The sequence below is a fragment of the Pseudomonas sp. PA15(2017) genome (assembly GCF_001945395.1).
In the GTDB taxonomy this organism is placed as follows: Bacteria; Pseudomonadota; Gammaproteobacteria; order Pseudomonadales; family Pseudomonadaceae; genus Aquipseudomonas.
The window spans coordinates 1-24,411 of the sequence record NZ_MSXV01000046.1 but is presented as its reverse complement, the minus strand read 5'-3'; the positions used below and the strand labels follow the sequence as shown (position 1 = coordinate 24,411).

The following is a 24,411-nucleotide window of genomic DNA, read 5'->3' as shown; positions in this document are numbered from 1 at the left end:
ACTACAAACCACCAATCAGTCGGGCTCCATTGCCACTGAACAACGTACTGGGTTTACACAGCTAGTCCATTCCCTGCGTCCTGCGCCTAACCGGAGGCCATTTCTCGCGGCAACGCGGCTCGCGCTGAAACGGGAACAGACCCTAAGCCGCTACGCTTTCGCCATGTACTTGCCCAGCTCGTACTTGCCAATGGCGGCGCGATGCACTTCGTCCGGGCCATCGGCCAGGCGCAAGGTGCGCTGCATGGCGTACCAGTAAGCCAGCGGGAAATCGCCGCTCACCCCTGCTCCACCATGCACCTGGATGGCGCGGTCGATTACCTTCAACGCCACGTTGGGCGCCACCACCTTGATCTGGGCGATCTCGCTGGCGGCTACCTTGTTGCCTACCGTATCCATCATGTATGCGGCATTGAGGGTCAACAGGCGCGCCATGTTGATCTCCATGCGCGACTCGGCGATCAGGTCGATATTGCCACCCAGGCGTGCCAGCGGCTTGCCGAATGCGGTGCGCTGCAGCGCGCGCTCGCACATCAGTTTTAGCGCCCGCTCCGCCATGCCGATGGAGCGCATGCAATGGTGGATACGTCCCGGGCCGAGGCGCCCCTGGGCGATCTCGAAGCCCCGGCCTTCGCCGAGCAGTACATTGCCATACGGCACGCGGACATCGTCGAACAGCACCTCGGCATGGCCGTGGGGTGCATCGTCATAGCCGAACACCGGCAACGGGCGCAGCACCTTCACACCAGGCGTGTCCATGGGCACCAGAATCATCGAGTGCTGCTGGTGCCGCGGGCCGTCCGGATTGCTCAAGCCCATGAAGATCATGATCCTGCAGCGCGGGTCGCAGGCGCCCGACGTCCACCACTTGCGACCATTGATCACCCAGTGCTCGCCATCACGCACGGCCGTGGCCTGCATATTGGTGGCATCCGACGAGGCGACGCCCGGCTCGGTCATGGCGAAGGCCGAACGAATATCGCCGTTAAGCAGCGGCTCGAGCCACTGGCGTTTCTGCTCTTCGCTGCCATAACGCACCAGCACTTCCATGTTGCCCGTATCAGGAGCCGCGCAGTTGAACGGCTCGGGGCCGATCAGCGAACTGCCCATGATTTCCGCCAGCGGCGCGTACTCGGTATTGGTAAGCCCAGCGCCCAGCTCGGAATTCGGCAGGAACAGGTTCCACAACCCTTCCCCCCTGGCGCGATCCTTGAGCTGCTCGATGATCGCCGTCGGCTGCCAGCGATCACCCTCGGCGACCTGGCGCTCGAACTCGGCCTCGGCCGGATAGACATGGGCCTGCATGAACGCGGTGACGCGCTCGCGCAGTTGCTGAACCTTGGGGGAATAGGCGAAATCCACGGCGCACCTCGGTTGCATTTCTGTGTGCGAAGGATGCTAGTGGACGGCGGGTCATTTATCGACGCTATTTTCAGCGTGTATAAACATTCATCACCGATATAAGATCGCCGTAAAAGAACAATGTACGGAGTCGCTCAGGCATGAACCTGAACAAGGTGGATCTCAATCTCTTCGTGGTCTTCGACGCCATCTACACCGAAGCCAATCTCACCCGCGCCGGGCAGATCGTCGGCATTACCCAGCCCGCGGTATCCAACGCCCTGGCCCGCTTGCGCGAGACCTTCAACGATCCGTTGTTCGTACGCACCGCCCAGGGCATGGTGCCCACACCCATGGCGCAGAACATCATCACGCCGGTGCGCAACGCCTTGCAGCAACTGCGCATCTCGGTGCAGGAAAGTCGCACCTTCAATCCGGCGCAGGCGACCAAGAGCTTTCGCATCAGCATGACCGACCTGACCGAGGCAGTGGTGCTGCCGCCCTTGTTCCAGCGCCTGCGTCGCCAGGCGCCGAGCGTCACCATCGAGAGCATGCTGGTGCGCCGCCGCGAAACCACAAAGGAATTGGCCGCCGGGCGACTGGATTTCGCCGTGGATGCGCCGCTGAACATCGACCCGCAGGTGCGGCACGTCAAATTGATGGAAGACCGCTATGTCTGTGCCATGCGCCACGGGCATCCGCTGGCCAAGGGAACGCTCAGCCTGGAAGCCTACCTGTCACTGACCCATATCCAGATATCCAGCCGCCGCAGCGGCCTGGGCTATGTCGATCTGGCCTTGGGGAAAATGGGTATTCAAAGGCGCATCGCCTTGCGTTCGCAGCATTACCTGATGGCCTGCCGAGTGATGCGCGATACCGACATGGCGATTACCGTACCGGAGCGCTTCGCCCGTGATAACGACCTGCATTTCAGCGAACTGCCGGTGGCTGGCATCCCCTCGCTGGAAACCCATCTGTATTGGCACGAAAGTACCGATCAGGACCCCGCCAATCGCTGGATGCGGGAACAGATCATCGAGATCTGCCAGCGAATCACCGCCGAAGAGCGAAAAGCCATCTCCAGCGCCGGAGCCTGATCAGCTGGAATAGTCCAGTACTGTCCAGATTCGCGTCAGGCCCTCGCCGATCACGCAATTCGATGCGCCCAGCTGTTTGCTGTCGTGCAAGGTCATGCGGGTGGTAACGCCATCAGCAGCGTCCTGCCGTTCGACCAGCCACTGCAGTTTGCCGCAGTTGGGCGTGTCGATCACGTAACTGGCAGCCACAGGGGCATCGTTGCTGGCCAGCTTGATGGCGTCGACCACCACGCCATGCTCCTCGACGCGCTTGCCATCGGAAACCAGCACCGCCCAGGCCTGGCTGTCTTCGATGACCAGGTAATTGGCATTGACCTTGGGTTGCTCGACCTGCGGTTGCACGCAACCGGTCAGTGTTACCAACAGCACAATTGTCATGAGTATCTGGTGCATTACGGGGAGTCCTCGGCATTGATCGGCAGCGCTGTGCAGCGCCGCCAGACATGGGAGTCAGCAAGCGTCGAGGCTCACTATTACCGAATGCTGTTTATTTGTACAGTACTTTTGAATTATCCTAACCGCCGTCACCACACGATCACAGGCCCGGAACATTCCAGGTGAGATCAGGCCATAGCGGGAGCCTAACGATGCTGGACGTATTGCAACTCAAACACACGATCAACCGGATGCCACTGGACAAGGTGCGCTTCATCGTCGAGGAGCTGCACTTGGAAGGGATCGTTACCGAAGGTAAAACGCCGTTCAATCGCTTGCACTTCAATACCTGCTTCGCCGAGATCGAAGCGCTGCTGCAACGGGCGGGCTATCACCGCCAGCTGGATGTGGTGGGTTACCAGGGACTGGCCTACGCGATGTTCGATCCCAATCGCTGGGAAGCCGTGGAAGTACTGCGCTGGCTCAGGGATTATGTAGAAGAAGCGCGGGCCTGCCCTGCCTCATGAGCCATGCATCGGGCCCGCTGCTTGTTTATGACAACAGAAGGCCGATGGCGCTACCAGATAGCTCCCTGGATATGTGGCGCGATGCTTGCTTGAATGACATGGAAAACACCTCGCAACTCTCCTGTGGGAAGCCAGGTAACGGACACGGCATCTGCCAGATCACCTTCCCCCATCGGGTGTTCTGGTAGATGCCGTTTTTATTGACCGACGCTTTTCTGCAGGCAAAGAAAAACCCGGCCTAAGCCGGGTTTTTCATAACGCCTGAGCCTATTACTGGGCTTGGGCTTCTACTTCAGCTTCAACGCGACGGTTGATAGCGCGACCTTCTTCGGTGGCGTTGTCAGCAACCGGACGGGACTCGCCGTAACCTACGGAGTTGACGCGATCAGCGCCTACGCCGTACTGGTTGACCAGCACGTCACGAACAGCGTTTGCACGACGCTCGGACAGCTTCTGGTTGTAAGCGTCAGTACCGACGGAGTCAGTGTGACCTTCAACGGTGGTGCTGGTTTGCGGGTACTGGTTCATGAAGTCAGCCAGGTTCTTGATGTCACCGTAGCTTTCTTGCTTGACAGCAGCTTTGTCGAAGTCGAATTTCACGTCCAGTTCGACGCGAACGACTTGCGGAGCTTCTTCAACGACCGGAGCCGGTGCTGGAACTGGCTCTGGAGCCGGCTCGGTTACCTGAGCAACCTGACGAGTGCTGCCGCCGAAGTTCAGACCGACACCCACGCCGGCTTGCCATTCGGTGTCACCCTTGTCGATGTTGTACAGCGCTTCAACGCCGGCACGAGCGTACAGCATCTCGGTGAAGTAGTACTTCGCGCCGCCGCCAACGATGGCCAGAGTGGAAGTGTCACGGCCGCCTTTGTTGGCGTCGCCGATGCTCTGGTGGCCAACGCCGCCGGAAACGTAAGGACGCAGACCGACACCCGGCTGGCCGAAGTGGTAGAGGGCTTTCAGATCAGTCAGGTTGCCCTTGATGTTCTTGCTGCCAGCAGCGCCTTCGCCACGCAGGTCGTGGTATTCGCCGTAGGACAGTGCCAGTTCCACGTCGTCGGTCAGGTAGTAACCAACGCTTGCGCCGAACAGGTTGCCTTCGTCGTTAGCGAAGTCGCGCTGCGTGTCGGTGAAGTAGCGGTTGGCAAAGCCTTCCACCTCGACAGCGCCTTGGCCTTGAGCCAGCACGCCCATGGAGGTAGCGGCTACCAAGGAGCCAATGACTACGCCTAAGGTGTTTTTCAGTTTCATCCGTTAAATCCCCATCTATGAGTGATTGATCCGCATGCAGGTAGACATGCGAGTCGGCGGTAAGTTTAACAAAACTCACCTTTGCCAGTTAAGCTTGCCCCGAACTAACTTTCGGTAATACCTGCAAACTTTTCCCGCAATCGGTCCAACGCGCGCTTGTAGCGCATTTTGGTAGCACTGAGTCCCATGTGCATGATGTCGGCGATCTCCTGAAACTCAAGCTCTGCGACAAAGCGTAGCACCAGAATTTCCCGATCGATCGGGTTCACATGCACAAGCCAACGATCCAATCCGCCTCGGTCCTCTATCTTTGGCGTCTTCTCTTCCGACGCCTCCTCCAGAGGATCCAAACTCAGAGCATCCATCAAACGACGTTTGCGACGCTCCTTGCGGTACTGAGTGATGCATTCATTGTAAGTAATGCTATAGAGCCAGGTCTTGAACTTCGATTTACCCTCGAAGTTTTTCAGCCCATAAAGAACCTTGAGCATCACTTCCTGACAGACATCGTCGGCGTCGCGATCGTTCCCTAAATATCGCGCGCACACATTAAACAATGTGCGCTGGTAACGCCGCATCAATTCTTCGTAAGCACGCGTGACATGGAACAGCTCGTCATGGGCACGCGCCACCAGCTCCTCATCGGAGAGTTCGCGTGGGTCATAGCGCAGTGACGGTGATTGGGGTGCGTTCAAAGCAGATCGGGCCAACGGTCAGGACGAAAACAGCCAGCGCCTGCTCGAACAGGCCGCTGGCTGGGCGCATAGGGTAGCAGAAATGCCCCTTAGCGGCTGCTCACCCGCTGCTCGAGCAGCACGCGATTGGAGAGCGAGACCAGCTCGCCGGAGTCCGTCAGCACGGTGGTCTTGACCGTGCCGATCTCCTCGATCTGGCCCTCGACGCCACCCACTTCGATTTCCTGACCGACCTGGTACAACTCGCGCACGTAGATGCCGGCAAGAATCTGGCTGGCCAGCTCGCGGCTGCCCAAGCCCAATGCCAGTGCCACCGCCAGGCCGACGGAAATCAGCACGATGGCGATGACATTGTTGAGCAGATCGGTTTTCACCTCCAACTGGCCGATGGCCACGGAGATGCTGATGATGATCACCAGGCCCTGGGCCAATCGCGCCAGGCCGTGGGCGTAATCCAGCCCGACGCCTTCGGCGGCGCCGCGCACCAGGCCGCTGAGCAGATGCCCCAGCAATACACCAGCCAGCAGAATCAGCGCCGCACCGAACACCTTGGGCAGGTACAACGCGAGCACGTCCAGGGTAGCGGACACGCGCTCCAAACCCAGCGACTCGGCAGCGGAGACCAGGAATATCAGCAGCACGAACCAGTAGACGATCTTGCCGATAAGCGTTGAAACCGGCACCTGGAAGCCCGCGCGGCCGAGGATTTTGGTCAGGCCGGTCCCGGCCATCAGGCGGTCCAGGCCCAGCTTGCCGAGCAGCTTGGAAAGCAAGGTGTCGAGCAGCTTGGCGACGATGAAGCCCAGGAGCACCAGTACCAGTGCGACGAACAGGTTGGGAATGAAGCTGGCGACTTTCGTCCACAGCGCCGTCATTGCGGCGACCAGGCTATGAGTCCAGGGATCGAGTTCCATTTCATTGAGCCTTATCGGAAGAACGAGCAGAAGCACGGCGCCGCGACACCGGTGCGACATGGGAAGAGCCATTGTTGAGCGCGATCATCAGGGCGCTGGCCCAATGGCCCATCAGGCCGAACAGGTCGCCCGCGCCCACTTGGCGGTTGGCGGTTTTCAGCACTCGGTTCAGGCAGGCATCGTCGTCGCGCGCAGGCGAAGACGGTGCTTTCAACAGATCACGCAGAGATTCTTCGAATGGATCGTGCATGGCAGACCTCACAGAACGTCTCCGCTAGACGCAGCGGCTGCGGGGCGAGTCACATCACACCCAGCGCAGGCGGCGGAACAGCAGCCACTGACCCAGACCGATCAGCACCATCAGCAGGCACGCGACCAGAAACCCATAGGGGCTCTCGGCGCCAGGAATGCCACCCACGTTGATGCCCAGCAGGCCGGTGACGAAACTCATGGGCAGGAAGATGCAGGTGATGATGCCGAAGCGGAACATGATGTGGTTCATGCGCACGTCGAGCCGACGATTCTCGGTCTCCAGCAACAGGCCGATGCGCTCGCGGGTCAGCTCCAGCTCCTCGAGGTAGCGCAGCAGACGGTTGTTGAGCTCGTTCCAGTACAGGCTGTCTTCGTGGCTCAGCCAGGGCAGCTGGCTGCGGGTAAGCTGCGCGTAGATATCCCGCTGCGGCGACAGAAAGCGGCGCAGGCCCGCGGCGCGACGCCGGATATGCAGCAGCAGGCCGTGATCGGGCAAGGTGCGCTCGTCGTCATCGACCTTTTCTTCCTGCTCATCGACCAGATCGGAGAGCCCGGTCACCAGGTCCTCGACCTTGTCGGTCAGGTAATCGCTGAGCTGCAGGATCAGCTCGGAGGAATTTCGCGGCCCTTTACCCGCCTGCAGCCTTTCGATCAGGTCTTCGGTGGCACGCAGCGGGCGCAGGCGCAGCGAGATCACCCGCTGCGCACTGGCAGAAATGCGCACCGAAACCATGTCCTCGGGCTCGGCGCCGGGGTTGAGGTTGACGCCACGCAGGAACAGCAGCAACTCGTCATCGGGCAGCGGCAATGCGCGCGGGCGGGTATTTTCCTCGAGCAGCAAGTCGCAGGCGAATTCGCTCAGACCACTGTCGCGACGCAGCCAGCTCTGGGTCTGCGGATGGCTGCGATCCCAGTGCAGCCACAGGCTCTGGCCCTCCTCGAGCGGCAAATCATCGAGTTGCTCGCGGGTCACCGCCTGTGCGCCGCCCTTGCCGTCCAGCACGAAGCCGTGCACCAGGCCCCATTGCGCGTTGTCTTCCTCGTACATCCATACCCCTCAATGACTGCCAGGCCAGCGCCTGCTTACTCGGTTTGCAGCGCCTGCGGTGAAACGATGATGCCGTTGTTGTCGGCGTACAGGTACTCACCTGGACGGAAGGTCACACCACCAAAACTGACGACCACGTTCAAGTCGCCCAGGCCGCGCTTATCGGTTTTCATCGGATGGCTGCCCAGCGCCTGCACCCCCAGGTTGGTCTGCGCCAGCACGTCGACGTCACGCACGCAGCCGTAGATCACCATCCCTTCCCAACCATTGTTCGCTGCCTTCTCGGCGATCATGTCGCCAAGCAGTGCACAACGCAGCGAAGCACCGCCATCGACCACCAGCACCTTGCCGGCGCCAGGCTGATCGGCCTGGGACTTGACCAGGGAATTGTCCTCGAAGCATTTGACCGTGACGATCTCCCCGGCGAACGAGTCGCGACCACCGAAGTTGCTGAACATCGGCTCCACGACGCTGACCAGTTGCGGGTTGGCGTCACACAGATCGGGCGTGCTGTAGTGCATGGCGAAGCTCCTGGTGGGTGTTCGAGGCCTGCAGCATAGCGTTATCCAGTACGTCTGGAACACTCTCGGCCGCAGGCCCTTTCAAATCACCTCACGACACCACGGCGATAGCCGCCGCGCTCTGCTCCTGCGCCTCGCGCGGCGGCGACTGGCGCTCGCCCTCGAGCCAACGGCGTACCAGCGGCCAGACTTCGCTCTGGGCAGGCTTGCTGACCAGCATCTGCACATGGTCGTACTCGTGCTCGAAGCCCTGCCCTCGCCCCAGGTTGATGAACTCGCGATCAACCGAGGCGAATCGTTCGAACAGGGCGCGACAGGCCTCGGGCGGACATTGCCTGTCAGCGTCGCTGGCCACCGCGAGCAGCGGCACCGTGACCGCTTGCAGACCGGCCCACCAGTCGTGCTCGGCGTCGCCGAAACGCCCGAACAGACGGTGCCAGCGCAGGGTTTCCAGGGCGATGCCGACCGGCTCGTCCTCGGGCCCACGCTTGAGGCGCGCCCCCGAGAGCACCGCAAAGCGCTTGAGCGCCAGGCGCGCGACCCACTCGACGGGCGGCACCTTGAGCATCCAGTGACGGCGGCTGACCTCGGCCCCGAACAGGCCCAGGCTGGCAATGCCGGCCTGTGGCAAATGACCGCCACCCAGTGCTGCCGCCAGCGTCAGGCCGCCCAGCGAATGGCCCAGCCAATGGGCCGGCACTGGATTCTGCTCGGCCACGAAGGCCGCGATCGCTGGCAAATCATAGCGGGCGTAGTGCGCCACACAATTATCCCGGTAAGCCAGGTTACGCGGCGACAGGCCATGGCCGCGCATTTCAGCGATCCATACATCGAAGCCGGCACGCACCAGATAGGGCGCCAGGCCGATGCAACCCGGCGAGTACCAGAAGCGTCGATTGGAAAAGCTGCCATGCAGCAGGATCACCGGTACGCCACGCGCTCGTTCCTGCCCTGCAAGCCCGAGGCGGGTCAGGGCCAGCTCGACGCTGAAATCCGGGCTGTTGCCGGGCTTGAGGCGGTAGACATCTTCACTCAGGTCGCCACGCAGCTCGGCACTCATCAAGGCTACGGGAAACAACTCACTGCTGCTTTGCATCTTCTTCGCTCTGACACAACGGATTGCCGGCCACAGGAATCAACCTGGCGCCGGCATCAAAATTCAAAACCGGATGAAACGGCAGTACATGGAAGGCCGCCGACGCTCATGAAGCGCCGCACAGCGGCACAAAAAAGGGCAGGTAGAACCTGCCCTCGGGTCATTCTTCAACCGGACCGATCAGCTGGGCTGGGCTTCGGCCAGGAAGAACCAGGTTTCCAGCACCGAATCGGGGTTCAAGGAGACGCTTTCGATGCCCTGCTCCATCAGCCAGCGCGCCAGGTCCGGGTGATCCGACGGCCCCTGGCCGCAGATGCCAATGTACTTGCCGGCCTTGTTGCAGGCCTGGATGGCGTTGGACAGCAGCTTCTTGACCGCCGGATTACGCTCGTCGAACAGGTGCGCAACGATCCCGGAGTCGCGGTCCAGGCCCAGGGTCAGCTGGGTCAGGTCATTGGAGCCGATCGAGAAGCCGTCGAAGTACTCGAGAAATTCTTCGGCGAGGATGGCGTTGGACGGCAGCTCGCACATCATGATGACCTTGAGGCCATCCTGGCCGCGCGCCAGACCGTTCTCGGCCAGCAGATCGACCACCTGCTTGGCTTCGCCCAAGGTACGCACGAATGGCACCATGATCTCGACGTTGGTCAGGCCCATCTCGTTGCGGACCTTCTTCAACGCCCGGCACTCGAGTTCGAAGCAGTCACGGAACGATTCGCTGATGTAGCGCGACGCACCGCGGAAGCCCAGCATCGGGTTCTCTTCTTCCGGCTCGTACAGCTTGCCGCCGATCAGGTTGGCGTATTCGTTGGACTTGAAGTCGGACAGGCGCACGATGACTTTCTTCGGCCAGAACGCCGCCGCCAGAGTGCTGATGCCTTCCACCAGCTTCTCGACGTAGAAGTTCACCGGGTCGTCATAACCGGCGATGCGCTTCTCGACGCTTTCCTGGATTTCCGGTGGCAGGCCGTCCATGTTCAGCAGCGCCTTGGGGTGCACGCCGATCATGCGGTTGATGATGAACTCCAGGCGCGCCAGGCCGATACCGGCGTTGGGCAGCTGGGCGAAATCGAAGGCGCGGTCGGGGTTGCCGACGTTCATCATGATCTTGAACGGCAGCTCGGGCATCGCATCGACGGAGTTCTGGCGCACGTCGAAGCCCAGCTCGCCTTCGAAGATGAACCCGGTGTCGCCTTCGGCGCAGGAAACCGTCACACCCTGGCCGTCTCGCAGCGCGTGGGTGGCGTTACCGCAACCGACCACGGCCGGAATGCCCAGCTCGCGGGCGATGATCGCCGCGTGGCAGGTACGCCCGCCGCGGTTGGTGACGATGGCGCTGGCGCGCTTCATGACCGGTTCCCAGTCCGGGTCGGTCATGTCGGAGACCAGCACGTCGCCGGGCTGGACCTTGTCCATCTCGGACACGTCGTTGATCACCCGCACCTTGCCGGCGCCGATTTTCTGGCCGATGGCGCGGCCCTCGACCAGCACGGTGCCTTTTTCCTTGAGCAGGTAGCGCTCCATCACGGTGGCGCTGGCGCGGCTCTTCACGGTCTCCGGACGGGCCTGCACGATGTACAGCTTGCCGTCGTCACCGTCCTTGGCCCACTCGATGTCCATCGGGCGGCCGTAGTGTTTTTCGATGATCATGGCCTGCTTGGCCAGCTCGCTGACTTCGGCGTCGCTCAGGCAGAAACGCGCACGGTCGGCGCGGTCGACGTCGACCACCTTGACCGACTTGCCGGCCTTGGCTTCGTCGCCGTAGATCATCTTGATCGCCTTGCTGCCCAGGTTGCGACGCAGGATCGCCGGGCGGCCGGCTTCCAGGGTCTGCTTGTGGACGTAGAATTCGTCGGGGTTGACCGCGCCCTGCACAACGGTCTCCCCCAGGCCGTAGGCGCCGGTGATGAACACCACGTCGCGGAAACCCGATTCGGTATCCAGGGTGAACATCACGCCGGCCGTGCCGGTTTCCGAACGCACCATGCGCTGCACGCCCGCGGACAGGGCGACCAGCTTGTGGTCGAAGCCCTGGTGCACGCGGTAGGCGATGGCGCGGTCGTTGAACAGCGAAGCGAAGACTTCCTTGGCCGCGCGAATGACGTTCTCCACGCCGCGGATATTCAGGAAGGTTTCCTGCTGACCGGCAAAGGAGGCATCGGGCAGGTCTTCGGCAGTGGCGGAGGAACGCACGGCCACGGCCATGTTGTCATTACCGCCCGCCATGGCGGCGAAGGCGGTGCGAATCTGCTCGTTGAGTTCGGCGGGGAACTCGGCGTCCATCACCCACCGGCGAATCTGCGCGCCGGTCTTGGCCAGGGCATTGACGTCGTCGACGTCCAGGGCGTCCAGCGCTTCGTGGATCTGCGCGTTCAGGCCGCTCTGCTCGAGGAAGTCGCGATAGGCCTGGGCCGTCGTGGCGAAACCACCGGGTACCGAAACGCCAGCGCCCGCCAGGTTGCTGATCATCTCGCCGAGGGAAGCGTTCTTGCCCCCTACATGCTCGACGTCATGATTGCCGAGCTTATCGAGGGAAACTACGTACTCTGCCAAGGTGATCTCTCCACTTCAGTGTTGGAAAAGCTCATGGGCTGGAAACGCCGTCGGCATGCGCCGGTTGGACAATGGCCTGGCCCTGGAAAATAAGTAACAATGCAGACCCATCAGGGCCGGCAAAAAACCGACCTATCATAGCCAAGATTCGTTCCCAGCTTATAGGCCATTTGCGCAATGACTCGAACCGCGTACTTCATCTCCGACGGCACCGGCATCACCGCGGAGGCCCTGGGGCAAAGCCTGCTGGCCCAGTTCGACACCATCGGCTTCACCAAGCTCACCCGGCCCTATGTCGACAGCGTCGAAAAAGCGCGCGCCATGGTACAACAAATCAATAATGCCGCCGACAGAGACGGCGCCAACCCGATCGTCTTCGCCACCATCGTCAACCAGGAAATCCACGATATTCTGGTCGAGTCGCGCGGTTTCATGATCGACATCTTCTCGACCTTCCTGGCGCCACTGGAACAGGAACTCGCCTCCCACTCGTCGTACTCGGTGGGCAAATCCCACTCGATCAGCGGCAACACCAACTACATGGAGCGCATCGAGGCGGTCAACTTCGCCCTCGACAACGACGATGGCGCGCGCACCCATTACTACGACAAGGCCGACCTGATCCTGGTCGGCGTGTCGCGTTGCGGCAAGACCCCGACCTGCCTGTACATGGCCATGCAATACGGCATTCGCGCCGCCAACTACCCGCTCACCGAAGACGATATGGAGCGCCTGCAACTGCCGGCCTCGCTGAAGAAGTACCGCGAAAAGCTGTTCGGCCTGACCATCGACCCCGACCGCCTGGCGGCGATTCGCAACGAGCGCAAGCCAAACAGCCGTTACGCCAGCTATGCTCAGTGCGAATTCGAGGTGCGCGAGGTGGAGAGCCTGTTCCGCCGCGAATCGATCAACTTCATCGACTCCACCCATTTCTCGGTGGAAGAGATCTCCGCCAAGATCCTGGTGGAAAAAGGCGTCGAACGACGCTTCAAATAACCGCCCCGAGAGGGACCTGCAATGACGCTGTCCGATGCCGTGCTGTTCGCCCCGCTGGCCTTTCTGATCGCGCTGACGCCGGGGCCCAACAACTTCTGCGCGATGAACAATGGCATCCGCCATGGCATCGGCGCGGCACTGGTGGCCACCACCGGGCGCGTAGCGGCATTCACCATCTTCCTGAGCATTTCCGCGGTGGGCCTGGGCGCCATGCTGCTGGCCTCGGAAACCGCCTTCACGGTGATCAAGTGGGTCGGCGCGCTGTACCTGCTGTATCTGGGCATCAGCGCTTGGCGCAGCCGGGAGTTCAGCGGCCTGGAACTCGAAGGCGCCGTGCCGGCCGTGCAGCCGCAGCGGCGGGTGTCACGGCTGATGCTGCAGGAGTTTCTGATCGGCATCAGCAACCCCAAGGCCATTCTGCTGTTCGCGGCGGTGTTCCCGCAGTTCATCAAGCCAGGCGAGCCGGCGACCGAGCAGTTCATCTACCTGGGCGCTACCTACCTGCTGGCCGAATACGCGGCCTCGCTGGTCTATGCCCTGTTCGGTCGGCAGATCCGCCGTTTCATTCGCACCCGGCGAGGCGCGCAGCGCCTGAATCGCACCACTGGTGCCTTCTTCATGGGCGCGGGTGGCCTGTTGATCAGCACCACCCAGCACTGAGCAGCCGCGGGCGCTAGGTCGGCACCCGCACCCAGCCCTCCATAAGAATCCGCGCACTGCGGCTCATGATCGCCTTGGTGACCACCCAGCTGCCGCCCACCTGAGCCGCTTCGGCGCCGACGCGCAAGGTGCCGGATGGGTGCCCGAAGCGCACCGCCTGACGCTCGACGCCGCCCGCCGCCAGGTTGACCAGCGTGCCCGGCACCGCCGCCGCCGCGCCGATGGCCACTGCACAGGTGCCCATCATGGCGTGATGCAGCTTGCCCATGGACAGCGCCCGCACCAGCAGGTCGACCTCATCAGCTTCGACCGTCTTGCCACTCGATGCCGGGTAGCTTTTCGGCGGGCTGACGAAAGCGACCTTGGGCGTGTGCTGGCGGGTCAACGCCTCCTCGGCGCTCTTGATCAGCCCCATGCGCAGGGCACCAGCCACGCGAATCTGCTCGAAACGCGCCAGTTGTGCCGGGTCCGAATTGATGTCCTCGCGCAGTTCGGTGCCCTGGTAGCCGATATCCTCGGCATTGACGAAGATGGTCGGAATGCCGGCCGCGATCAGCGTCGCCTTCAAGGTGCCCCCTTCTACAACGTCAACGGGCACGTCGAGGTCATCGACTGGATTGCCGGTAGGAAACATCGAACCGCCCTCCTCGCCATCGTCCGCCAGGTCGAGAAATTCCAGCACGATCTCCGCTGCGGGAAAGGTCACGCCGTCCAGTTCGAAGTCGCCGGTTTCCTGCACCTGGCCATTGCTGACCGGCACGTGGGCGATAATGGTCTTGCGAATATTGGCCTGCCAGATGCGCACCATGCAGGTGCCGTTTTCGGTAATCCGTGAAGGGTCGACCAAGCCGGCATGAATGGCGAAAGCCCCCGCCGCGGTGGACAGGTTGCCGCAGTTACCGCTCCAGTCGACGAACGCCTTGTCGATGGACACCTGGCCATAGAGGTAATCGACATCGTGCTCGGGCCGGGCGCTTTTCGACAGGATCACGCACTTGGAGGTGCTTGATGTCGCCCCGCCCATGCCGTCTATATGCGCCGAATACGGATCGGGGCTGCCGATCACCCGCATGAACAGCTTGTCGCGGGCCTCGCCCGGCACCTGACAAGGCTCTGGCAGGTCCTGCAGACGAAAGAACACGCCCTTGCTGGTGCCGCCCCGCATATAGGTGGCGGGGATTTTCACTTGAGGCAGATGAGCCATGGGTGCGGTCCTTAAAAATGGCCCGGAGGCAATCCGGGCATGGGGTAATCGTTTCCCGGATTGCCTGCAGGGTGGATCGGGCGCGTAGCTGGCACTTTTCCATTCATCCTGGAGACGCCGGTGGTGGATCGGTACAGCGTGATCCACCCTACGCAGTCACGCCACCGCGCCGTCGAGGAAATCCTTGGCGAAGCGCTGCAGCACGCCGCCGGCCTTGTACACGCTGACATCCGCCGCGGTATCCAGGCGGCAGGTCACTGGCACCCAGACCACCTCGCCATCACGGCGATGGATCACCAGGGTCAGCTCACAACGGGGGGCAATATCGCCTTCGATGTCGTAGCGCTCGGTTCCATCGAGCCCAAGGGTCAGGCGCGTGGTGCCCGGCTTGAACTCCACCGGCAGCACGCCCATGCCCACCAGGTTGGTGCGATGAATACGCTCGAAGCCTTCGGCGACGATCACCTCCACGCCCGCCAGGCGCACACCCTTGGCCGCCCAGTCGCGGGACGAGCCCTGGCCGTAGTCGGCGCCGGCGACGATGATCAGGTTCTGCTTGCGGTTCATGTAGGTCTCGATGGCCTCCCACATGCGCATCACCTTGCCCTCGGGCTCGACGCGGGCCAACGAGCCCTTTTTTACCTGTCCGTCGACCACGACCATCTCATTGACCAGCTGCGGGTTGGCGAAGGTGGCGCGCTGGGCGGTCAGGTGGTCGCCGCGATGGGTGGCGTAGGAGTTGAAGTCCTCTTCCGGCAAGCCCATTTTCGTCAGGTACTCACCGGCGGCCGAGTCCGCCAGGATGGCGTTGGACGGCGACAGGTGATCGGTGGTGATGTTGTCCGGCAGGATCGCCAGCGCCAGCATGCCCTTGAGCGTACGCTCACCGGCCAATGCACCCTCCCAGTACGGCGGGCGGCGGATGTAGGTGGACATCGGCCGCCAGTCGTACAGCGGGCTTTCAGCCTCCTGCATGCTACCCAGATCGAACATCGGGATGTAGATCTGCTTGAACTGCTCGGGCTTTACCGACGCGGCGACGATGGCATCGATCTCCTCGTCGCTCGGCCACAGGTCCTTGAGGGTGATCGGATTGCCCTGCGCATCGTTGCCCAACGCATCCTGCTCGATGTCGAAACGCACGGTGCCGGCGATGGCGTAAGCCACCACCAGCGGCGGCGAAGCCAGAAACGCCTGCTTGGCGTAGGGATGGATGCGCCCGTCGAAGTTGCGGTTCCCCGAGAGCACGGCGGTGGCATACAGATCGCGGTCGATGATCTCTTTCTGGATAAGAGGATCGAGGGCGCCGGACATGCCGTTACAGGTCGTGCAGGCGTAGGCGACGATGCCGAAACCGAGCGTTTCCAGCTCCGCCAGCAAACCGGCCTCTTCCAGGTACAGCCTGGCGACCTTGGAGCCCGGCGCGAAGGAGGTTTTCACCCAAGGCTTGCGCACCAGGCCCAGAGCATTGGCCTTCTTGGCCACAAGACCGGCGGCGACCACGTTGCGTGGGTTGGACGTATTGGTACAGCTGGTGATGGCGGCAATGATCACCGCGCCATCGGGCATCAGCCCCTGGGCCTCTTCGCCCTTGCCAGCCTGCAGCTTGGCTTCATCGGCGATGCCGCGCTCGACGAGCGCCGAGGTCGGCAGGCGCCGATGCGGGTTGCTCGGGCCGGCCATGTTGCGGCCCACGCTGCCCAGGTCGAAGCGCAGTACACGCTCGTACTCGGCGCCTTCCAATGCGCTGCTCCACAGCCCAAGGGTCTTGGCGTATTGCTCGACCAGCGCCACCTGCTGCGGCTCGCGGCCAGTGAGCTTGAGGTAGTCGATGGTCTGCTCGTCGATATAGAACATCGACGCCGTGGCGCCATATTCCGGGCACATGTTGGAGATGGTCGCGCGGTCGCCAATCGACAGACTATCCGCGCCCTCACCAAAGAACTCGACCCAGGCACCCACCACCCGCTCCTGGCGCAGGAACTCGGTCAGCGCCAGGACGATATCGGTGGCGGTGATGCCAGGCTGGCGCTTGCCAGTGAGTTCGACGCCGACGATATCCGGCAGGCGCATCATCGACGGGTGGCCAAGCATCACCGTCTCGGCTTCCAGGCCGCCGACGCCGATGGCGATCACGCCCAGCGCATCGACGTGCGGGGTGTGCGAGTCGGTACCGACGCAGGTATCGGGAAAGGCGATGCCGCCGCGTGCCTGGATCACCGGGCTCATTTTTTCGAGGTTGATCTGGTGCATGATGCCGTTGCCGGCCGGGATCACGTCGACGTTCTTGAACGCGGTCTTGGTCCAGTCGATGAAGTGGAAGCGATCCTCGTTGCGGCGATCCTCGATGGCGCGATTCTTTTCGAAGGCGTCCGGGTCGAAACCCGGCGCTTCCACGGCCAGCGAATGGTCGACGATCAACTGGGTCGGTACCACCGGATTGACCTTGGCCGGGTCGCCGCCCTGTTCGGCGATGGCGTCGCGCAGGCCGGCCAGGTCGACCAGCGCGGTCTGGCCAAGGATGTCATGGCAGACCACCCGCGCCGGGTACCAGGGAAAGTCCAGGTCACGCTTGCGATGCACCAGTTGCTCCAGGGAGCCGGTCAAATCCTGCGGGTCACAGCGGCGCACCAGTTGCTCGGCGAGCACGCGCGAGGTGTAGGGCAGCTTTGCCCAGGCACCTGGCTGAATCTCTTCGACGGCGGCAGGCGCATCGAAGTAATCCAGTTGCGTGCCCGTCAGGCGCTTGCGGTATTGGCTATTCACGGTGTCGTTCATGGTGTTTTCCATGATTAATTATTTGCGGTCCTTGAGCGGCACGAACTTCAGGTCCTCAGGGCCTGTGTAGTTGGCGCTCGGGCGGATGATCTTGCCGTCGATGCGTTGTTCGATGACGTGGGCCGACCAGCCGGCGGTACGGGCGATGACGAACAGCGGGGTGAACATGGCGGTGGGCACGCCCATCATGTGGTAGCTCACGGCGCTGAACCAGTCGAGGTTGGGGAACATCTTCTTGATGTCCCACATGATGGTTTCCAGGCGCTCGGCGATATCGAACATCTTGTTGTTGCCCTGCTCGGCAGACAGCTCGCGGGCGACGTCCTTGATCACCTTGTTGCGCGGGTCGGCAACCGTATAGACCGGATGGCCGAAGCCGATCACCACTTCCCTGCGCCCCACCCGCTCACGGATATCGGCCTCCGCCTCGTCCGCGCTGTCGTAGCGTTTCTGCACCTCGAAGGCCACTTCGTTGGCGCCGCCGTGCTTGGGCCCGCGCAGTGCACCGATGCCACCGGCGATGGCCGAGAACAGGTCCGAGCCGGTGCCGGCGATCACCCGGCTGGTGAAGGTCGAGGCGTTGAACTCGTGCTCGGCGTAGAGAATCAGCGAGGTGTGCATGGCGCGCACCCAGGAGTCACGCGGCGCGGCGCCGTGCAGCAGGTGCAGGAAATGCCCGCCGATGGAGTCGTCGTCGGTCTCCACCTCGATGCGCTTGCCGTTATGACTGAAGTGGTACCAATAGAGCAGCACGGAGCCCAGCGACGCCATCAGCTTGTCAGCGATATCCCGCGCGCCCGGATGATTGTGGTCGTCCTTCTCCGGCGTCAGGCAGCCAAGCACCGACACGCCAGTGCGCATCACGTCCATCGGGTGGGCCGAAGGCGGCAGTTGTTCGAGCGCGACCTTTAACGCCGCCGGCAGGCCACGCAGGGCCTTGAGCTTGGCCTTGTAGGTCGCCAGTTCGGCAACCGTCGGCAGTTTGCCGTGCACCAGCAGGTGGGCGATTTCCTCGAATTCGCAGGTGGTGGCGACATCGAGAATGTCGTAACCGCGGTAATGCAGGTCATTGCCGGTGCGGCCCACGGTGCACAGGGCGGTATTGCCGGCAGCGGTGCCACTGAGGGCGACGGATTTCTTCGGTTTGAAGCCGGGTACGGGGGTGTCGGTGGCGCTCATCAGTCTCTCCTTGTTGTTATGGGCGAACCGCAGCGCGGCCCGCCAGGCGATCACTTCTTGGCGGCGAACAGCGCGTCGAGCTTCTGCTCGAAGGCGTGATAGCCGATGCGCTCATACAACTCGGCGCGGGTCTGCATCTGCTCGACCACGTGCTGCTGGTGGCCGTTCTGGCGAATCGAGGTGTAAACGTTTTCCGCCGCCCTGTTGGCCGCGCGAAAAGCCGACAGCGGGTAAAGCTGGATGGCCACGCCGACCGAGGCCAGCTCGTCGCGGGTGAACAGCGGCGTGGCGCCGAATTCGGTGATATTGGCCAGTACCGGCACCTTTAGCGCCTCGACGAAACGCTGGTAGGTCGGCAGGTCATAGGCGGCCTCGGCGAAGATGCCGTCGGCGCCCGCCTCCACATAACGCTGGCAACGCTCGATGGCGGCGTCCACGCCCTCTGCCTGGATGGCGTCGGTACGGGCGATCAGGAAGAAATTCGGGTCGGTCTTGGCATCGGCGGCAGCCTTGACGCGGTCGACCATCTCCTCGCAGGAGACGATCTCCTTGCCTGGCCGGTGACCACAGCGCTTGGCGCCGACCTGATCCTCGATATGGGCCGCCGCGGCGCCCGCCTTGATCAGGCTCTTGATGGTGCGCTCGATATTGAAAGCACTCGGCCCGAAGCCGGTGTCGATATCGACCATCAGTGGCAGGTCGCACACATCGGTGATGCGCCGCACATCGATCAGCACGTCCTCGAGGGTGTTGATGCCCAGGTCCGGCAGCCCCAGGGAGCCAGCCGCCACACCGCCGCCAGACAGGTAGATCGCCTTGAAGCCGGCACGTTGGGCCAGCAGCGCATGGTTGGCGTTGATCGCGCCGATCACCTGCAGCGGTTTTTCTTCGATGAGGGCCTGGCGGAAACGCTGGCCGGCAGAAAGCTGGGTCATGAATCACCTCGGGTCTTGGAAGGTTTGACGAGCGCCGCCTGCCCGGCCTGGGCCAGGTAATGACGCTCGATATTGCGTTTGGAAGCGCCGATGTGACGGCGCATCAGCAGTTCGGCCAACTCGCCGTCGCGATCGGCGATGGCGTCGAGAATGCGGTGGTGTTCGGCAAAGGCCTGGTGCGGGCGGTTGGGCGTGGCGGAGAACTGCAGGCGATACATGCGCACCAGCTGATACAGCTCGTCGCACAGTAGCTTGGCCAGGGTACGGTTGCCGCTGCCCTGGATAATCCGGTAGTGGAAATCGAAATCGCCTTCCTGCTGGTAGTAGCCGACACCGGCCTGGAACGCGGCGTCCTGCTCATGAAGGTCGAGCACCCGCCGCAGATCGTCGATCTCGACCTGGCTCATGCGCTCGGCCGCCTGCCGACAGGCCATGCCCTCCAGGGACTCACGGATCTCGTACAACTCGATCAACTCGGCATGGCTGAGCGATACCACCCGGGCGCCGACATGGGGAATACGCACCAGCAGCTTCTGCCCCTCCAGCCGATGGATCGCCTCGCGCAACGGCCCACGGCTGATGCCATAGGTGCGCGCCAGCTCCGGCTCGGAAATCTTGCTGCCCGGCGCCATCTCGCCCCGCACGATGGCCAGCTGGATCTGGCGAAAGACGTTCTCGGCCAGGGTGCCGACGTCTTCCTCAACGACACTCAACATATTGTCGACACTCTTATCGGAATACCTCCAGATAAATCCATATCTGCAAAAAATACAAGCGGTCCTGTCGACAATGTAGCTTCAAGAGGGGGTTGCTCGACAAGCTCGTCAGTCATTGGAATATCGACCCGAACGGGCCCGCCCGCTCCATCCGATACTCTGCCAAGCGCCTATGGCACGCCGCACAAGCGACTGTCAGCACCTTTGCAGCCCATGCTAGACTTCGCCTCATTTCGCCCACGGGCCGCTGCTGCAGCGGCTGGTAGGCCGTCCTCAATGGCGCATGGATCGTCCCATCGCTTCATCTACTCAAGGACCCATGAGACTTCATTTCCTGACTACCTTGCCCTGCTTGCTGGCGCTTTCCTGCCACAGTATCGCGGCGGACAAAACCATCTACGGCCTGAACGAACACGTCAGCCTCGACATCGACGTGCAAGTGGCCGCCAAACTCGACACCGGTGCCCAGACCGCCTCGCTCAGTGCTCGCGACATCGAGCGTTTCAAGCGTGACGGTGAACGTTGGGTACGTTTCTACCTGGCCATCGACGATGCCCACGCGCACCCCATCGAGCGCCCGCTGGCACGCATCAGCAGGATCAAGCGGCGTGCTGGCGACATCAATGAAGACGACGAGAAGACCTACACCGCCCGCCCGGTCATCGAGCTGGACGTGTGCATGGGTAACGTCAAGCGCCAGATCGAAGTGAACCTTACCGATCGAAGCGCCTTCCAATACCCGCTTCTGATCGGCTCCAACGCGCTCAAGCGCTTCGATGCGCTGGTCGACCCCAGCTTAAAATACGCAGCAGGCAAGCCTGACTGTTCCAACGCAAAATCCGGCGAGTAATCCCCATGCGCTCTCTTACCCTGCATCTGAAAATCCTGATCACCATTCTGGTGAGCCTGGGCGTTCTGATTACTGCCTATCAGATTTTCATTCTCGGCATTCCGGTCAGCAGTGACGAAACCGACGACCTCTGGAACATCGACACCCGGGTCGAATTCCAGGCCAATGGCCGCGACCCGATCAAGCTGCAGATGTTCGTACCGCCGCTGAATCAGGACTACGTCAGCCTCAACGAAAGCTTCATCTCCAACAACTATGGGGTGAGCGTCAACCGCGCCGATGGCAACCGCAAGGTGACCTGGTCGGCGCGCCGCGCCAATGGCAAGCAGACCCTGTACTACCGCCTGGTATTGACCAAGCGCTACAGCGGCGAACAGGCCAAACCCAAGGGCCCGATCTTCCGCGACAGCATCCCGGTCGAAGGCCCCGAGAAGATCGCCGCCGAGGCGCTGCTGGCGCCGATTCGCCAGCATTCGGCGGACGTCGAGACCTTCATCAGCGAGACCATCAAGCGCGTCAACAACACCAATGACGACAACGCCAAGCTGCTGCTCGGCGGCGATGCCTCGACCATCAAGAAGGCCCAGGCGGTAGAGCTGCTGCTTTCCATCGCCCACGTGCCGATGGAGCGTGTGCACACCATTCGCCTGGCCGCCGACATCCAGCAGAGCCCGGAGTTGTGGCTGCGCAGCTTCAATGGCGACCGCTGGCTGTACTTCAACCCGGAAACCGGCGAGCAGGGCCTGCCGACTGATCGCCTGGTCTGGTGGACCGGTGACGAGCCGCTGATTACCCTCGATGGCGGCCGTCAGGCCACCACTACCTTCACGCTCAACAACAGCGAGATGAACGCCATTCGCCTCGCCCAGCTGACCGACGAGAACACCGACGCCGACTTCCTCGAGTACTCGCTGTACGGCCTGCCGCTGCAGACCCAGCAAACCTTCATGATCATGGTGATGATCCCGATTGGCGTACTGGTGATCCTGATCCTGCGTAACCTCGGTGGCCTGCAGACCCTGGGTACCTTTACCCCGGTGCTGATCGCCCTGGCCTTCCGGGAAACCCAGCTGGGCTTCGGCATCTTCCTGTTCACGGTGATCACTGCGCTGGGCCTGTCCCTGCGCTCCTACCTGGAACACCTGAAGCTGCAGATGCTGCCACGACTGTCGGTGGTACTGACCTTCGTGGTAGTGCTGATCGCTACCATCAGCCTGTTCAGTCACAAGCTGGGCCTGGAGCGTGGCCTGTCGGTTGCCCTGTTCCCGATGGTGATTCTGACCATGACCATCGAACGCCTGTCGATCACCTGGGAAGAGCGCGGCGGCAGTCATGCCTTCAAGGTAGCCATCGGTACGCTGTTCGCCGCCACCATCGCCCATCTGCTGATGACCGTACCGGAACTGGTGTACTTCGTGTTCACCTTCCCGGCGATCCTGCTGATCCTGGTGGGTTTCATGCTGGCGATGGGTCGTTACCGCGGCTACCGCCTGACCGAACTGTTCCGCTTCAAAGCCTTCCTGAAGGATTGAGCCAATGTTAGGTCTCTGGAAAACCTGGAAGGCCCTTGAAGCCAAGGGCATCATGGGCATCAACCGCCGCAACGCGGACTACGTGCTCAAGTACAACAAGCGCCACCTGTATCCGATCGTCGATGACAAGATCATCACCAAGGAACGGGCCATCGAAGCCGGCATCCACGTGCCGGAAATGTACGGGGTGATCTCCACCGAAAAGGAGATCGAGAACCTCGACAAGATCATCGGTGAGCGCAGCGATTTCGTCGTCAAGCCGGCCCAGGGCGCCGGTGGCGACGGCATCCTGGTGATCGCCGACCGCTTCGAGGATCGCTTCAAGACGGTGTCTGGCAAGATCGTCAGCCACTCGGAAATCGAGCAGCAGATATCCAGCATTCTCTCGGGTCTCTACTCCCTGGGCGGCCACCGCGATCGCGCGCTGATCGAGTACCGGGTCACCCCGGACAGCATCTTCAAGAGCATCAGCTACGAAGGCGTGCCGGACATCCGCATCATCGTGCTGATGGGCTACCCGGTGATGGCCATGCTGCGCCTGCCAACCCGCCAGTCCGGCGGCAAGGCCAATCTGCACCAGGGCGCCATCGGCGTCGGTGTGGACCTGGCCACCGGTGTAACCCTGCGCGGCACCTGGCTGAACAACAAGATCACCAAGCACCCGGACACCACCAACGCGGTGGATGGCGTGCAACTGCCCAACTGGGATGGCTTCATGAAGCTCGCCGCTGGCTGCTACGAGCTGTGCGGCCTGGGCTACATCGGTGTCGACATGGTGCTGGACCAGGACAAGGGCCCGCTGATTCTCGAGCTCAACGCCCGCCCCGGCCTGAACATCCAGATCGCCAACGACTGCGGCCTGACCCATCGCACCCACGCCGTGGAAGCGCGTCTGGAAGAGCTGGCCGCCAAGGGCATCCAGGAAAACGCCGAAGAACGCACACGCTTCTCCCAGGAGCTGTTCGGCCATATTCCACCCGCGCAAATCTGACCCAACGGCTTGCTGCTGGCCACCCGGCAGCAAGCCCGTTCAGTGACAGCCGCTGTGCTGGCCCGTCGCCCCCGGTCGCCACGCAGATTTGTTACCATCGCCCTCTCTCACCCACACGTCTCGGAGCCCGCAATGGATCTCGATCTGGACAGACTCAACGCCGAATTCGCCAATCAGCCGCAAAAGCTGATCGAGTGGGCGATCGGCCTGGGCAAACCCGCGATCTGCACCACCAATTTCCGCCCGTTCGAAGCGGTGATCCTGCACATGGTCAGCCAGGTCAAGGCCGATATCCCGATCGTGTGGATGGACAGCGGTTACAACACCGAAGCGACCTACAAGTTCGCCGATGAGGTCAGCCAGCAGCTGGGCCTGAAGCTGATCACCTACCTGCCCAAGCGCAGCCGCGCCCACCGCGAAGCCATCGACGGCCCGACGCCTGGGCTGGACGATCCGCGCCATGCCGCATTCACCGAAGAAGTGAAGCTCGAGCCCTTCGCCCGCGCCCTGCGCGAGACCGCACCAGGCGTCTGGTTCACCGCGCTGCGCGCCACCGACACGGCGGTACGTGCCCAGATGCAGCCGGTGAGCATCAACCCGGACGGCTTAATCAAGGTCGCCCCACTGCTGCACTGGTCGTCCAAGGATCTCTATCAGTACCTGACCGCCCACGGCCTGCCGAACAACTTCGACTACTTCGACCCAACCAAGGGCGAAGACAACCGCGAGTGCGGCCTGCACCTGAGCCACTGATCTCGGGACGAAAAAAATGGCGCCTCTTCACAGAGCGTGTGAAAAGTCGCTGATGCAGGTAGTGATCCCATCAGACGCCCCGACATTGTTCGGGGCGTTTGCTTTTGTACGATTCGAAAGGTCGCGACCAACCTTTCAAGTGAGCAG

The 24,411-nt window shown here is 62.2% G+C and carries 23 protein-coding genes; 8 read left to right on the top strand and 15 right to left on the bottom strand.

What is annotated here, in order from left to right; genetic code table 11:
- Window positions 1-150: 150 nt before the first annotated feature.
- Window positions 151-1,362 (bottom strand): acyl-CoA dehydrogenase, encoded by a 1,212-nt coding sequence (locus BVH03_RS15300; protein ID WP_075961971.1) that lies wholly within the window; start codon window positions 1,360-1,362, stop codon window positions 151-153.
- A 140-nt stretch (window positions 1,363-1,502) separates the two neighbouring features.
- On the opposite strand from BVH03_RS15300, the gene BVH03_RS15295 reads away from it, so the two are divergent.
- A complete protein-coding gene (locus tag BVH03_RS15295; RefSeq protein ID WP_075961970.1) occupies window positions 1,503-2,438 on the top strand; it encodes a LysR family transcriptional regulator in 936 nt (311 codons plus the stop codon).
- Here the strand turns inward: BVH03_RS15295 and BVH03_RS15290 are convergent, their stop codons facing one another.
- A complete protein-coding gene (locus BVH03_RS15290; RefSeq protein ID WP_075961969.1) occupies window positions 2,439-2,831 on the bottom strand; it encodes a hypothetical protein in 393 nt (130 codons plus the stop codon).
- 194 nt (window positions 2,832-3,025) lie between these two features.
- Between BVH03_RS15290 and BVH03_RS15285 the strand changes: the two genes are divergently transcribed.
- Complete coding sequence (locus BVH03_RS15285) at window positions 3,026-3,340, top strand: transcriptional regulator (protein ID WP_075961968.1); 315 nt, start codon at window positions 3,026-3,028, stop codon at window positions 3,338-3,340.
- Window positions 3,341-3,610: 270 nt separating this feature from the next.
- Here the strand turns inward: BVH03_RS15285 and BVH03_RS15280 are convergent, their stop codons facing one another.
- From BVH03_RS15280 to ppsA, 8 genes are all read right to left on the bottom strand, one after another.
- Window positions 3,611-4,591, bottom strand: coding sequence for an OmpA family protein (locus BVH03_RS15280; protein ID WP_075961967.1), 981 nt, complete (start codon window positions 4,589-4,591; stop codon window positions 3,611-3,613).
- Between the two features lie 104 nt (window positions 4,592-4,695).
- Window positions 4,696-5,286: an RNA polymerase sigma factor SigX gene (gene sigX / locus BVH03_RS15275; protein WP_075961966.1), complete on the bottom strand. Its 591-nt coding sequence runs from the start codon at window positions 5,284-5,286 to the stop codon at window positions 4,696-4,698.
- 89 nt (window positions 5,287-5,375) lie between these two features.
- Complete coding sequence (locus BVH03_RS15270) at window positions 5,376-6,200, bottom strand: mechanosensitive ion channel domain-containing protein (RefSeq protein WP_075961965.1); 825 nt, start codon at window positions 6,198-6,200, stop codon at window positions 5,376-5,378.
- Window position 6,201: 1 nt separating this feature from the next.
- A complete protein-coding gene (locus BVH03_RS15265; RefSeq protein WP_075930077.1) occupies window positions 6,202-6,450 on the bottom strand; it encodes a CrfX protein in 249 nt (82 codons plus the stop codon).
- Between the two features lie 54 nt (window positions 6,451-6,504).
- Window positions 6,505-7,500: a CorA family divalent cation transporter gene (locus tag BVH03_RS15260; RefSeq protein WP_075961964.1), complete on the bottom strand. Its 996-nt coding sequence runs from the start codon at window positions 7,498-7,500 to the stop codon at window positions 6,505-6,507.
- 35 nt (window positions 7,501-7,535) lie between these two features.
- Window positions 7,536-8,021, bottom strand: a complete 486-nt coding sequence (gene rraA, locus BVH03_RS15255; protein WP_075961963.1) for a ribonuclease E activity regulator RraA — start codon at window positions 8,019-8,021, stop codon at window positions 7,536-7,538.
- Between the two features lie 91 nt (window positions 8,022-8,112).
- On the bottom strand, window positions 8,113-9,117 hold the full coding sequence (locus tag BVH03_RS15250; RefSeq protein WP_075961962.1) for an alpha/beta fold hydrolase: 1,005 nt from the start codon (window positions 9,115-9,117) through the stop codon (window positions 8,113-8,115).
- Window positions 9,118-9,297: 180 nt separating this feature from the next.
- On the bottom strand, window positions 9,298-11,670 hold the full coding sequence (gene ppsA / locus BVH03_RS15245) for a phosphoenolpyruvate synthase (protein ID WP_075961961.1): 2,373 nt from the start codon (window positions 11,668-11,670) through the stop codon (window positions 9,298-9,300).
- Window positions 11,671-11,847: 177 nt separating this feature from the next.
- Between ppsA and BVH03_RS15240 the strand changes: the two genes are divergently transcribed.
- The gene (locus BVH03_RS15240; protein ID WP_075930072.1) at window positions 11,848-12,666 is read left to right on the top strand and encodes a pyruvate, water dikinase regulatory protein; all 819 of its coding nucleotides are present in this window, start codon (window positions 11,848-11,850) and stop codon (window positions 12,664-12,666) included.
- A gap of 21 nt (window positions 12,667-12,687) precedes the next feature.
- Window positions 12,688-13,326 (top strand): LysE family translocator, encoded by a 639-nt coding sequence (locus BVH03_RS15235; protein WP_075961960.1) that lies wholly within the window; start codon window positions 12,688-12,690, stop codon window positions 13,324-13,326.
- 13 nt (window positions 13,327-13,339) lie between these two features.
- On the opposite strand, the gene prpF is transcribed toward BVH03_RS15235, so the two are convergent.
- The 5 genes from prpF to BVH03_RS15210 form a co-directional block, all read right to left on the bottom strand.
- A complete protein-coding gene (gene prpF, locus BVH03_RS15230; protein ID WP_075961959.1) occupies window positions 13,340-14,530 on the bottom strand; it encodes a 2-methylaconitate cis-trans isomerase PrpF in 1,191 nt (396 codons plus the stop codon).
- A 156-nt stretch (window positions 14,531-14,686) separates the two neighbouring features.
- Window positions 14,687-17,296: a Fe/S-dependent 2-methylisocitrate dehydratase AcnD gene (gene acnD, locus BVH03_RS15225; RefSeq protein WP_168175629.1), complete on the bottom strand. Its 2,610-nt coding sequence runs from the start codon at window positions 17,294-17,296 to the stop codon at window positions 14,687-14,689.
- Window positions 17,297-17,326: 30 nt separating this feature from the next.
- Window positions 17,327-18,487, bottom strand: coding sequence for a 2-methylcitrate synthase (gene prpC / locus BVH03_RS15220; RefSeq protein ID WP_075961957.1), 1,161 nt, complete (start codon window positions 18,485-18,487; stop codon window positions 17,327-17,329).
- A 50-nt stretch (window positions 18,488-18,537) separates the two neighbouring features.
- Window positions 18,538-19,422 (bottom strand): methylisocitrate lyase, encoded by an 885-nt coding sequence (gene prpB / locus BVH03_RS15215; protein WP_075961956.1) that lies wholly within the window; start codon window positions 19,420-19,422, stop codon window positions 18,538-18,540.
- Window positions 19,419-20,138, bottom strand: coding sequence for a GntR family transcriptional regulator (locus tag BVH03_RS15210; RefSeq protein ID WP_075961955.1), 720 nt, complete (start codon window positions 20,136-20,138; stop codon window positions 19,419-19,421). The genes prpB and BVH03_RS15210 overlap by 4 nt, the downstream gene beginning before the upstream one ends.
- 319 nt (window positions 20,139-20,457) lie before the next feature.
- On the opposite strand from BVH03_RS15210, the gene BVH03_RS15205 reads away from it, so the two are divergent.
- The 4 genes from BVH03_RS15205 to BVH03_RS15190 all read left to right on the top strand — a co-directional run bounded on the left by BVH03_RS15205 (window position 20,458) and on the right by BVH03_RS15190 (window position 24,264).
- Window positions 20,458-20,988, top strand: coding sequence for an ATP-dependent zinc protease (locus BVH03_RS15205; RefSeq protein ID WP_075961954.1), 531 nt, complete (start codon window positions 20,458-20,460; stop codon window positions 20,986-20,988).
- A 5-nt stretch (window positions 20,989-20,993) separates the two neighbouring features.
- The gene (locus BVH03_RS15200) at window positions 20,994-22,520 is read left to right on the top strand and encodes an inactive transglutaminase family protein (RefSeq protein ID WP_075961953.1); all 1,527 of its coding nucleotides are present in this window, start codon (window positions 20,994-20,996) and stop codon (window positions 22,518-22,520) included.
- 4 nt (window positions 22,521-22,524) lie between these two features.
- Window positions 22,525-23,511, top strand: coding sequence for an alpha-L-glutamate ligase-like protein (locus BVH03_RS15195; RefSeq protein WP_075961952.1), 987 nt, complete (start codon window positions 22,525-22,527; stop codon window positions 23,509-23,511).
- A gap of 132 nt (window positions 23,512-23,643) precedes the next feature.
- Window positions 23,644-24,264: a phosphoadenosine phosphosulfate reductase family protein gene (locus BVH03_RS15190; RefSeq protein ID WP_075961951.1), complete on the top strand. Its 621-nt coding sequence runs from the start codon at window positions 23,644-23,646 to the stop codon at window positions 24,262-24,264.
- Window positions 24,265-24,411: the final 147 nt, after the last annotated feature.